At 63.1% G+C, this 11,959-nt stretch carries 11 protein-coding genes; 8 read left to right on the top strand and 3 right to left on the bottom strand.

Annotated elements, in window-relative coordinates; translation table 11 throughout:
* On the top strand, positions 1-1,422 hold a 1,422-nt coding region (locus Q0S71_RS23165; RefSeq protein ID WP_296001041.1), incomplete at its 5' end, for a tetratricopeptide repeat protein.
* A 161-nt stretch (positions 1,423-1,583) separates the two neighbouring features.
* Here the strand turns inward: Q0S71_RS23165 and Q0S71_RS23160 are convergent.
* Positions 1,584-2,000: a PRC-barrel domain-containing protein gene (locus tag Q0S71_RS23160; protein ID WP_296001039.1), complete on the bottom strand. Its 417-nt coding sequence runs from the start codon at positions 1,998-2,000 to the stop codon at positions 1,584-1,586.
* A gap of 259 nt (positions 2,001-2,259) precedes the next feature.
* Here Q0S71_RS23160 and Q0S71_RS23155 point away from each other — a divergent pair, with 259 nt between their 5' ends.
* From Q0S71_RS23155 to Q0S71_RS23125, 7 genes are all read left to right on the top strand, one after another.
* Complete coding sequence (locus tag Q0S71_RS23155; RefSeq protein WP_296001037.1) at positions 2,260-3,945, top strand: CTP synthase; 1,686 nt, start codon at positions 2,260-2,262, stop codon at positions 3,943-3,945.
* A complete protein-coding gene (gene kdsA, locus Q0S71_RS23150) occupies positions 3,942-4,796 on the top strand; it encodes a 3-deoxy-8-phosphooctulonate synthase (protein WP_296001035.1) in 855 nt (284 codons plus the stop codon). The genes Q0S71_RS23155 and kdsA overlap by 4 nt, the downstream gene beginning before the upstream one ends.
* A gap of 153 nt (positions 4,797-4,949) precedes the next feature.
* Entirely contained in the window at positions 4,950-6,233 is a 1,284-nt protein-coding gene (gene eno, locus Q0S71_RS23145) for a phosphopyruvate hydratase (RefSeq protein WP_296001033.1), read from the top strand.
* An 82-nt stretch (positions 6,234-6,315) separates the two neighbouring features.
* On the top strand, positions 6,316-6,648 hold the full coding sequence (ftsB, locus tag Q0S71_RS23140) for a cell division protein FtsB (RefSeq protein ID WP_296001030.1): 333 nt from the start codon (positions 6,316-6,318) through the stop codon (positions 6,646-6,648).
* Positions 6,649-6,869: 221 nt separating this feature from the next.
* Positions 6,870-7,367, top strand: coding sequence for a GNAT family N-acetyltransferase (locus Q0S71_RS23135; protein ID WP_296001028.1), 498 nt, complete (start codon positions 6,870-6,872; stop codon positions 7,365-7,367).
* Between the two features lie 141 nt (positions 7,368-7,508).
* Entirely contained in the window at positions 7,509-7,787 is a 279-nt protein-coding gene (locus Q0S71_RS23130) for a type II toxin-antitoxin system RelE/ParE family toxin (RefSeq protein ID WP_296001026.1), read from the top strand.
* Complete coding sequence (locus Q0S71_RS23125) at positions 7,787-8,068, top strand: HigA family addiction module antitoxin (RefSeq protein WP_296001025.1); 282 nt, start codon at positions 7,787-7,789, stop codon at positions 8,066-8,068. Before Q0S71_RS23130 ends, Q0S71_RS23125 begins: the two co-directional genes overlap by 1 nt.
* A gap of 97 nt (positions 8,069-8,165) precedes the next feature.
* Here the strand turns inward: Q0S71_RS23125 and Q0S71_RS23120 are convergent, their stop codons facing one another.
* The gene (locus Q0S71_RS23120) at positions 8,166-9,311 is read right to left on the bottom strand and encodes a glycerophosphodiester phosphodiesterase family protein (protein ID WP_296001022.1); all 1,146 of its coding nucleotides are present in this window, start codon (positions 9,309-9,311) and stop codon (positions 8,166-8,168) included.
* Positions 9,311-11,761, bottom strand: coding sequence for a TonB-dependent receptor (locus tag Q0S71_RS23115; RefSeq protein ID WP_296001020.1), 2,451 nt, complete (start codon positions 11,759-11,761; stop codon positions 9,311-9,313). The genes Q0S71_RS23120 and Q0S71_RS23115 overlap by 1 nt, the downstream gene beginning before the upstream one ends.
* Positions 11,762-11,959 lie beyond the last annotated feature (198 nt).

Here is an 11,959-nt window from a genome sequence, read left to right as displayed (position 1 = left end):
GCCCCCAGATCGCCCAGTTTGTTCCTTGCCTTGCCATTTCCCACGCGTCGCCGGATCGGCCGTTACAACCGCCGACATTGGGCAAGCGCCCTGCTCACCGCTTTACGCCGTCAAAATCGAGTTATTAGAGCTCACCTTAACTTAGCCAGCCTTTACCTTCAAGGCTTCGACCCGCCGCATGGCACCGAAGATGCGGTACAGTTGGTTGAGCAGGCGATGCGGCTGGGCATTCCCGCCGCCTATGACCGCATGGGAACATATTACATGAACGGTACCGGCGTCAAACGCGATTCCACGAGGGCGTATGCATTCTGGCAAAAAGCCGCTGAGATGGGCAACCCGGATGCGATGACATATTTGGCAGATAAAATGAATGCCGGCGAGGATAGTGGACCGGGTCATTGGGCTAATATACCGATTGCGACAAATATGCTCGAATGTGCGCTTAGTCAAGGAAATGGTGCGGCGGCATTAAATCTACACTACTTATACGCATCCCCTAGGTCGGCGGACGGTACAATTATCGGCCCTCGCAACCGAGAAACAAAATCTCGCGCTCTTCGAACGTTACATGAAGGTGTACGTTTCGGTTGTGAGGACTGCGCCAATGCCCTGCAGATAGAGTTCGATCATCCCTTTAACTTGGCGACTATGCTTGCGCCCTTCATCGACAAAGCACGGGGTGAGCGCTACGGATTGCTGGGTGACGCGCTCGGTTTCGATCCGAGTACACGCTTCCCCAATTTGGACAAAGTTGTGCCACTTCCGCCGGCGGCACTCCCGCCTTGGAACGGCGACCGGGACACGCTATTACATGCCGCGATGGGCATTACTCCGCCTAAAAAAATCAAGGACATCCCGTCCGCTTCAAATCGCGACCGCTATTTCATCCACCCAGACTATGCGTTGCAGCGAACCGGCCACACCACGGACGCACTTTTCGCACCTTGGGCGGGTTACTGGCGACCCACCGCGCTAAACCAATCTCCATTCATTCCCGCCGCGTTGGCGGCGAGTCCTCCCGGCCTATTTGGGAAAGGCGAACAATTCAATCAATTTCTCGACGCGAGCGGAAAATTTGGCAGCTTCATGAGCGGCGTAGTGTGGGAGCATTTTTTGACGGTGCCAAAGGATGCGGACGCGGTCGCTCCGCTCTCCCGCGACGGGGCGGCGATGTTCGTATCGAACGCCGCGCCGCTGTGCAGTCGCGCCGACTCGGCCTGTCCCGTCAGTGGCGTCTGGCAGCCGTGGGTGCGCAACGACCACCCCATGCGCGCCATCGTCAACCAATACTGGCGCCAGGCATGGGTGACGGCCGGGAAGCGTTTTCCGCACCCGCAGCGTGACTGGCTGCTAGCGCTACCGGAAAGTGACATCATCTGGCACTTGATGGATGCGTCTGCGGTCGACATCAATCGGTAGCGACGCGATAGTTGAGGCCGGGCACGCCATTGCATGCCGCGATGGGCTTTGTCCCTGTAAAAAGCTCAAAGACATTTCGGCTTCCGGCCGGGCCTCGGGTCGCGCAAGGGGGCGTCGCCTGGATACCGATGCGCCCCGGCGCGGCCGTAGCCTGAAGCGAATTAACGCAGCTCGCCCAGATTGGCCGTGCTGCCGTAATAGTCGTGGATTTGCGTGGCCCAGGTCTGGTTGGCCATGTTGGGCCAGTGGTCGCTGTCGAAGCCGGGTGCGTTTTCGATGCGCTCCTTGTCGATGTTGAGCGTGAAGCGTTTGTTGACCAGGTCCAGCGTCAGCGCTTCCCACGGCACGGCGAACAGTTTTTCGCCCATGGTGAAGATGCCGCCATGCGACATCACCGCGTAGGCGATTTTGCCGGTGCGCATGTCGAGCATGATTTCCTTGATTTCGCCCAGGTGCTCGTTTTGCAGGTTGTGGACGTGGTCGCCGATGAGCGTGTCCGCGCCCATCAGTTCCGGGCCGGGACCTTTGTGGCCGTTGTCGACATACATGCCGTAGGCGTCGCGTTCTTCGTAGCTCATGGTGATCTCCTGTTGGTTGACAGATTGCAGTGTCGCCGCCTTCGATAGCGCACTCTGTTCGATACACCACACAGGCGGCGGAAAGTTGCCGAATGACGGAGTTGTCTGGACAGGTAGATTGAAATTCCGGCCATTTTTCCGCGCCGTCAAGCCGGCGGCGGCCCGCCGTTGCAGGTTTTTTCCGAGCGCAATGCTGAAGAATTGACCAGTTTAAGGTATAATTTCAATTTCCCGCACGTGCCGTTCGGCACCATCTGCAATGACCAAATTTGTCTTCGTCACTGGCGGCGTCGTGTCTTCCCTGGGTAAGGGTATAGCCGCCGCCTCCCTCGCCGCGATCCTCGAATCGCGCGGCCTCAAAGTCACCATGCTCAAGCTCGACCCGTACATCAACGTCGACCCTGGCACGATGAGCCCTATGCAGCACGGTGAAGTGTTCGTCACCGACGACGGCGCCGAGACCGATCTCGACCTCGGCCACTACGAGCGCTTCATCTCGACCCGCATGCGCAAGGTGAACAACTTCACCACCGGCCAGATCTACGAATCGGTGATCCGCAAGGAACGCCGCGGCGAATACCTGGGCAAGACGGTGCAGGTGATCCCGCACATCACCAATGAAATCCAGGATTACATCCGCCGTGGCGCCGAAGGCTACGACGTGGCCCTGTGCGAAATCGGAGGCACCGTCGGCGACATCGAATCGCTGCCCTTCCTGGAAGCGGCGCGTCAGCTGAGCCTGCGCGCCGGCCGCAAGAACACCGCCTTCGTCCACCTGACCCTGGTGCCCTTCATCGCCTCGGCCGGCGAACTGAAGACCAAGCCGACCCAGCATTCGGTGCAAAAGCTGCGCGAAATCGGCATCATGCCGAACGCGCTGCTGTGCCGCGCCGACCGTCCCATCCCGGACGACGAGCGCGCCAAGATCTCGCTGTTCTCGAACATCGAAGAGCACGCCGTCATTTCCGTGTGGGATGTCGACACCATCTACAAAGTGCCGCAGATGCTGCACGACCAGGGCCTGGACGCCATCATCTGCGAGGCGCTGGACATCAATCCGGCGCCGGCCGACCTGTCCGTGTGGAGCAAGCTGATCTACACGCTCGAGCATCCGAAGACGGAAGTGTCGATCGGCATGGTCGGCAAATACGTCGACTTGACCGAGTCCTATAAATCGTTGACGGAAGCGCTGCGCCACGCCGGCATCCACAACGAAAGCAAGGTCAACATCGAGTACATCGACTCGGAAGAGATCGAGACCATCGGTTGCGCCGCGCTGGCCAAGTTCGACGCCATCCTCGTGCCGGGCGGCTTCGGCAAGCGCGGCGTCGAAGGCAAGATCATGGCGGCCCAGTTCGCCCGCGAAAACAAGATCCCCTACCTCGGCATCTGCCTCGGCATGCAGGTCGCGCTGATCGAATACGCGCGCCACAAGGCCGGCCTGAGCACCGCCAACTCCACCGAGTTCGACCTGGAGACCTCGCAGCCCGTCGTCGCCCTGATCGACCAGTGGCAGGGCCAGGACGGCAAGGTCGAAAAGCGCGACGAGAACTCCGACCTGGGCGGCACCATGCGCCTGGGCGCCCAGACCTGCGAAGTCAAGCCGGGCACGCTGGCCTCGGAAATCTACGGCAGCGTGGTCACCGAGCGCCACCGCCACCGTTACGAAGCCAACAACCACTACCTGCCGCGCGTGGAAGCGGCCGGCCTGGTGGTCGCGGCCCGCACCCCGACCGAGGACCTGTGCGAAATCATGGAGTTGCCGCGCACCGGCGACAACGCCCACCCGTGGTATATGGGCGTGCAATACCATCCCGAGTTCAAGTCGACCCCGCGCGACGGCCACCCGCTGTTCACGTCCTACATCAAGGCCGCGCTGGCGCACAAGGCCGCCTCCGGCTTGCACGCCGTTGACAACGCAGCATTGCAAGGAGACGCAGCATGAAACTATGCGGTTTTGAAGCCGGACTCGATCAGCCTTTCTTCCTGATCGCCGGCACCTGTGTGATCGAATCGCGCCAGATGGCCTTCGACACGGCCGGCGCGCTCAAGGAAATGACGGCCGCCCTCGGCATCCCCTTCATCTACAAGTCCTCGTTCGACAAGGCCAACCGCTCGTCGGGCACGTCCTACCGCGGCCCCGGCCGCGATAAGGGCCTGGAAATCCTCGGCGACGTCAAGCGCGAGCTGGGCGTGCCGGTGCTGACCGACGTCCACTCGATCGAAGAGATCGCCGAAGTGTCGGCCGTCGTCGACGTCTTGCAGACGCCGGCCTTCCTGTGCCGCCAGACCGACTTCATCACCGCCTGCGCGCAGTCCGGCCTGCCGGTCAACATCAAGAAGGGCCAGTTCCTGGCCCCGCACGACATGAAGAACGTCATCGACAAGGCGCGCGCCGCCGCCCAGGCCGCCGGCCTGCCGGACGACGTCTTCATGGCGTGCGAACGCGGCGCCTCGTTCGGCTACAACAACCTGGTGTCCGACATGCGCTCGCTGGCCATCATGCGCGAATCGAACTGCCCGGTCGTGTTCGACGCCACCCACTCGGTTCAGCTGCCAGGCGGTAACGGCACCTCGTCCGGCGGCATGCGCGAAATGGTGCCGGTGCTGGCGCGCGCGGCCGTGGCCGTCGGCGTCGCCGGCGTCTTCATGGAAACCCATCCGAACCCGGCCGAAGCGCTGTCGGACGGCCCCAACGCCGTGCCGCTCGGTCGCATGAAAGAGTTGCTGTCGACGTTGATCGAGCTCGACCGCATCACCAAGAAAGCCGGCTTCCTCGAAGCGAGCTTCAACTAAGTTTCAATACGTTCCACCATTTTCAACCATTGCAGCAAAGCTGAACGGGCCCCGACAGTTTGACAGTCGCCGGCCCGTTCCAGTTCCCCTTGATCCGCATAGCGCGCATCAGACGCGCAGTGCGATTCTTTACGCCTAACTTTGGAGAATACTATGAGTGCTATTGTCGACATCATCGGCCGTGAAATCCTCGATTCGCGCGGCAACCCCACCGTCGAATGCGACGTCCTGCTCGAGTCCGGCGTCATGGGCCGCGCGGCCGTGCCGTCGGGCGCCTCGACCGGTTCGCGCGAAGCCATCGAGCTGCGCGACGGCGACCCGAAGCGCTACTTCGGCAAGGGCGTGCTGCAAGCCTGCGAAAACATCAACACCGAAATCTCGGAAGCCATCATGGGCTTGGACGCCAATGAGCAAGCCTTCCTGGACCGCACGCTGATCGACCTCGACGGCACCGAAAACAAGGGCCGCCTGGGCGCCAACGCCATGCTGGCCGTGTCCATGGCCGTGGCCAAGGCCGCCGCCGAAGAAGCCGGCCTGCCGCTGTACCGCTACTTCGGCGGTTCCGGCGCCATGCAGATGCCGGTGCCGATGATGAACGTCATCAACGGCGGCGCCCACGCCGACAACAACCTGGACATCCAGGAATTCATGATCATCCCGGTCGGCGCGCCATCGTTCAAGGAAGCGGTCCGCTACGGCGCCGAAGTGTTCCACACGCTGAAAAAGATTTTGCACAAGCGCGGCCTGGCCACCTCGGTCGGCGACGAAGGCGGCTTCGCCCCGTCGGTCGCCAACCATGAAGAAGCGATCAAACTGATCATCCAGGCCATCGAAGAAGCCGGCTACGAGCCGGGCACGCAGATCGCGCTGGGCCTCGATTGCGCCGCCAGCGAATTCTACAAGGACGGCAAGTACGAGCTGGGCGCCGAAGGCCTGAGCCTGACCGCCACCGAGTTCACCAACCTGCTGGCGACCTGGTGCGACAAGTACCCTATCATCTCGATCGAAGACGCGATGGCCGAAGGCGACTGGGACGGCTGGGCCATCTTGACCAAGGAACTGGGCAAGAAAATCCAGCTGGTCGGCGACGACCTGTACGTCACCAACACCAAGATCCTGAAAGAGGGCATCCAGAAGGGCATCGCCAATTCGATCCTGATTAAAATCAACCAGATCGGCACCCTGACCGAAACCTTCGCCGCCATCGAAATGGCCAAGCGCGCCGGCTACACGGCCGTCATCTCGCACCGTTCCGGCGAGACCGAGGATTCGACCATCGCCGACATCGCCGTCGGCATGAACGCGCTGCAAATCAAGACCGGCTCGCTGTCGCGCTCGGACCGCATGGCCAAGTACAACCAGTTGCTGCGCATCGAGGAAGACCTGGGCGACATCGCCAGCTACCCGGGCCGCGACGCGTTCTACAATCTGAAGTGATCGTGTTGTAATTGTGCTGTAACGTCGCGGCGGCCGGCATCGATCCGGCCGCCGCGCATCCTTCGTATCATCCGTCTTTGCCATGCGCCTGATTACCCTCGGACTGATTTTTCTGCTGCTGCTGATCCAGTACCCGCTCTGGCTGGGGAAGGGCGGCTGGCTGCGCGTGGGCGATTTCGAGGCGCAAGTGGCGTCGGCCCACAAGAAAACCGCCGAACTGCTGGCCCGCAACGCCAAGCTCGACTCCGAAGTGCGCGACCTGAAGGACGGCACCGGCGCCGTCGAAGAACGGGCGCGCTACGAGCTGAGCATGATTAAGCAAAACGAAATCTTCATCCAGATCGTCGCCAAGGGGCAGAGCGTGCCGCGCGCGCCCGCCACACCATCGCCGCCGGCGCCCGCCGCCGCGCAATAAACTTTCCGTTCCGTTCCGTCCGCGCTTCATCGAGTGGCTGTCCGCCCGCACGCGGGAGACGCACCGGCACGTGCCGCGAGCGCATGACGACGCCCATGCCGGTCGCCCATGCCGGTCGCCCGCGCCGGTCGCCCGACTATGCGGTAATATTGTGCGCATTGCACGCCGCTCTCGACGACGGCGCCTGCGCATCGATCATCTCCTATAAAGTTGAGTGCTCCATGAAATTCACCATCCGTCCCCTGACCGCGGACGCCGCCGCCGCCGCATCGGCCGTGGTCCACGCCAGCTTCCAGCGCCTGGCCTCGAACGACTGGCTGCCGGACGCCCAGCAAGACTTTTTGCAACGCACCGCGCCCGAGGGCATCGGCGCCAAGCTCGCCAGCGCCGCCTATGCCGGCGGCGCCTTCGCCGCCGACGGCACGATGATAGGCCTGGTGCTGATGCCGGAACCGAATCTGGTCGGCCTGTTGTTCGTCGACCCGTCGCGGCTGCGGCAGGGCATCGCGCAAGCCTTGTGGGCCAAGGCGCGCGCCCATATCGAAGCGGAATTCCCCGCCGTCGAAACGGTGGAACTGAACGCGACGTCGAACGCGCTGCCGTTTTATTGTTCGCTCGGCTTCGTGCCGATCTCGCTCGAATTCTGGCGCAACGGCCACCGCGCCACGCGCATGGCCTGCTGGCTGCCGGCCCGCAAGCACGGCGCCGAATGCATTTGAGCGCCGCTGCATACCCACCCGGAGACGATAGATGAAAGCCTGGTTCGCCGCACTGATATCGGCGACTAAGCGGTATTGACATAGCTCTGGCGTGGCGCACGGATGAATTGTGGCGACCTGCGTTACACGCTACGATGGACTATGATTAAATCATTCCGGCATAAAGGTTTGCGGATGTTGTTCGATACTGGGCGTGTCGGCGGCATCCAGCCCGGCCATGCGAAGCGGCTACGCATGCAGCTCGCCGTGCTGGACACCGCGCTTGACATCGTCGATGTGGATATGCCGGGGTTCCGGCTTCATGCGCTGAAGGGGCCCATGCGGAATCGCTGGGCGATATCCGTCAGTGGCAACTGGCGTGTGACGTTTGAGTTTCGCGATGGTGACGCCTACATTTTGGACTACGAGGACTATCACTGATGGCCATGCACAATCCACCTCATCCCGGCGAATTCATCATCGATATTTATCTCGAGTCGAATACCATCAGCGCCCGTGAGCTGGCGGCGGCACTGGATGTCGGGGCATCCACGCTGAACCGCTTGCTCAAAGGGACCGGACGCGTGACGCCCGAAATGGCGCTGCGTTTGTCCAGGGCTGTCGGCCGTACGCCCGAAAGCTGGCTGGCCATGCAGGACAACTACGATCTCTGGATCGCGCGCCAGCATGTCGACCCGAAGCGGTCGGGAAGCTCGATTTGACCGCTGTGTGAAGAAACTTTTATCATGGCGGCGCGCAAAAAAAAAATCCGGCCTCAATAGTCTTGAGGCCGGATTTTTTACGGGCACGCCTGGCGCATCAGGAACCGATGGCTTGCCGTCCCAGTCCCGGATCGTCGGTGAAGAAGCCGTCGAGGCCGGCGGCGATGTAGCGCTTCATTTCCGCGATAGAACCGGCTTCGTTGCGCACGTTCGGGCCGGCGTCGTTGCGGAAGTCGGCGGCCAGGAACTGGTTCTCGGGCCGGAAGGTCCACGTTTCCACGCGCAGGCCGGCCTGGTGCGCGTCGCCTACCAGCGCGGACGGCGCCATCAGCTTGCCGTCCTTGTCGACCGGGATCACCACGCGGTGCGGCGGCGCGACCACGTCGGCGTAGGTGGCGATGTCGCGCAGGCCTTCCGGCTTGCACATGTCGGCGAAGGTCAGCTTGCCGCCGGCCGCCACCACGTCGCTCGGCCGCACCGGCTCGTTCACCACCAGCTGCATCAATCGCAGGTTGGCGCGGTGGCCCAGCTTGTTGCGCAGATACTTCAGGTTGGCCGTTTCAAACGACTGGATCTCGACCGGATTGCTGCGCGTGTATTCATGCGAGCCGGTCACCGCCAGGAAGCGGTCTTCCAGCGGCAGGCCGACGCTGGCGAAGTAGGTCGAGTGCTTCAGCTCCGGCACCAGGCCGACGATGCGGCCGTGGGTGGCCGCCTCGGCGGCGACGAAGTCGATGATCTCTTCCCACGTCGCGACCTGGAACATGCCGTCGTAGCGGGCGCTGGCCGGACGCACTTTCGGGATGCGTTCGACAGCGCGCAGCGTTTTCAGTTCGGCCAGCGTGAAGTCGTCGATGTACCAGCCCGACTTGGTCTCGTAGTCGATGGTCTTGGTGACGCGGCGGCCGGCAAATTCGGGACGGCTGGCGACGTCGGTGGTCTCCGTCAAATTCGCTTCGTGGCGCGCCACCAGCACGCCGTCCTTGGTGCAGACCAGGTCCGGTTCGACATAGTCGGCGCCGTCGGCGATGGCCTTGCCGAAGGACGCCAGCGTGTGCTCGGGACGCTGGGCGCTGCAACCGCGGTGGCCGAGCAGCGTCGGCCTGACCGCGCCGGCGGCGCCGGCCGGCGCGCCGGCGCCGAACGCGGCCCCCGGCACGATCAGCGCGGCGCCGGCGGCCAGCGCCGCCGATTGGATGAAGCCGCGCCGCGACAAGCGGCCCGGCAAGATCAGCTGTGTCATCAGAAGTCTGCCATGAAAGTGAGGAAGCCCTGGCGCGGGGCGATCGGATACGTATTGTACGTGCCCGAGGCGGCGCCGACGACGACGTTGAGCGAACCGGTGCGCTGCGCCAGGTTGCTGACGTTGAGGCGGTAGCGCGCGTTCTTGACCATGCTGCCGTTCAGGAACGGCAGCTTGCCGGACACGCCCAGGCTCATCAGGAAGTAGCTCGACACGCTCAAGTCGTCGGTGTAGGTCGCGTAGCGCTTGCCGACGTAGTCGCCGATCAGCTGGAACTCGGTGTCGGCGACGGTGGCCGTGGCGACGAACTTGTTCATGCGCTGCGGGCTGCCCGGCTCTTCCTTGCCGGCCGTCTGCACCAGCGTGGTGCCGCTGGTGTAGTTGTCCTGGTACTGCGAGCGGTTGTAGGACAGCGCGTCGTAGAACGAGAACATGCGGCCGAAGTGCAGCGTGCCGGACAGGTCGATACCGTCGGTCTTGACGCTGCCGACGTTGGCCAGCACCGGATTGCCGCCGATGATGGAGGTGATGACGGCGGTCGGGCTGATCGACAGCAGGCGGTCGCGGAAGTCGACGTGGTAGAGCTCGATCTGACTGTCGACGGCGCTGACGACGCCCCAGTTCACTTCATGGCTGCTGCGCAGGCCCAGCTCATACGTGACCGAGGTTTCCGGCTTGACGGTGGCCTTGAACAAGTCGAAGGCCTGCTGGCTGGCCAGGCTCCACGGCGAGGTGCCGCCGCCGCCGTAGGTCGGGAACTGGCGCATATTCTTTTGCACGTTGGCGAACATCTGGTCGTGCGAGGTGATGTCCCAGCGCGCGCCGGCCTGCGGCAAGAACCATTTCTTGGTGTCGATCACGCCCACCGGCAGCGCCAGCGAACCGTTGGCGATGGCGCCGCGCGCCGGCTGCACCGGGAACTCGCCGTCGGCGAATTGCAGGCTCGATTTGAAGCCGGCCTGCAAGGCCAGGTCGGGGCGCAACTGCCACTCGTCCTGCAAGTGCAACTGCACCACTTTGTTTTCGATGGTGCTGCCGTATTGCGTGATGAGCGGATTGCTCGGACGGTCGTACGGCGAGGTCGGATGGTTGACGTCGAAGGCATACCAGCGGCGGAAGGCGTTCGAATTATTCTGCTCGAACCACAGGCCGCCTTCGATGTGGTGGTCGCCGATTTCCGTGCGCAGCGAGGACTGCCAGCCGCCGCGCTTGATGACGTATTCGGTGGTGCGCGTGGCCAGGCCGGAATTGCCGAACACTTGTTTCAGGTTCTGGCCGGGGAAGTAGACGTTGAACAGGGCCGGCAAACCGGCCACGCCGATCGGGCCGGCGACGACGCCGACGCCGTCATCGTTGTGATAATAAATCTGGTTCGACCACACGGTGTGCTCGCCCAGGTTCATATCGTACTTGGCGTAGGTCAGGTAATCGGTGCGCTGGGCGTCGCTGTAATAGTCGCGGTAGTTGTTGCCGTCGGCCGGCGGCGTGGCGCCGGTCGGGCTCAAATACTGTTGCAGATAGTTGAAGTCGGGATAGATGAAGGGGCGGGTGTAGGGCGCGCTCGTTTCGTTGGCGACGTGGACGGTGGCGTCCTCGTTCGGCTCGGTCTTTTTCGAATAGTCGAAGAACAGCGTGAGCTTGCCGGCGTCGCTCTGGTGCACGTATTTGGCGTTGACCTGGTCGCCGCCCTGGCGGCCCTGGAAGTCCCAGGCGCGCGCTTCCTGGTGCACGGCCGACAGGTAGGCGCTGTTGCCGTTGCCGTAGTCGCCGGTGTCGATGCGGGCGAAGGTGCGCGAGGTCTTGTAGCTGCCGACGGTCTGCTGCACCGTGGCGCCCGATTGCTTGGCCGGCTCGCTCGAATAGGTCTCGATGGTGCCGCCCAGGTTGCTGGTCGACGCGGTGGCGAGGTCGCCGGCGCCGGACGACAGGATCACGCTGCTGACGTTTTCGCTGATGACGGCGCGCTGCGGCGACAGGCCGTTGTAGTTGCCGTATTGCTGGTCGCCCAGCGGCACGCCGTCCATCGTGTAGCCGAGCTGCTGGCCGCTGAAGCCGTGCACGAAGATCGACAGGTTTTGTTCGTTGTTGCCCCAAGGGTCGGCGGTCTGGAAGCTGACGCCGGGCAGGGTTTCCAGCGCCTTCAGCGGATTCACGCCGGGCAGGATTTTCTGCATGTCGGCCCTGGTGATGGCGACCGAGGAGCGGGTTTTGTGCGACGCCACTTCCACGATGGTGACCGGGCCGTCGGCGGCGGCGACCATGGCGGCATCGGCGGCGGACGCGTCGGCCGTGCCGGAGGCGGAGGCCGGAACGGCCATCTCGGCCACTGCGGCGGCGACGTTCTGCGCCATGGCCAGGACCGGGAAGGTCAGCGCCGCGAAGACGGCCGATGCCGCCATCACGCCATGGGCCGATTGAACGCGCGCTGCCGCTGGGGATTTCTTCTTCATTTTTTTGCCTTGATATGCCGGATTGAATAACATTGAGAACACTGCAACGCTGCGCATGGTAAGCACCGCGTGTTACAGGGTGATGACGGCAAAATGACAGGAGCAAGACATGGCCCCCGCGCGGACTCCAACGCGGACTCCGGCGCGGCCGTGCCGATTGGACAAGCGGCGCGTTCTTGCGTAAGCTAGGCCATCCCC

This window comes from Rugamonas sp. (genome assembly GCF_025354735.1).
Classification (GTDB): domain Bacteria; phylum Pseudomonadota; class Gammaproteobacteria; order Burkholderiales; family Burkholderiaceae_D; genus Rugamonas.
Note: the sequence above shows the minus strand (reverse complement) of the source record. Positions and strands in the feature narration are given on the sequence as shown.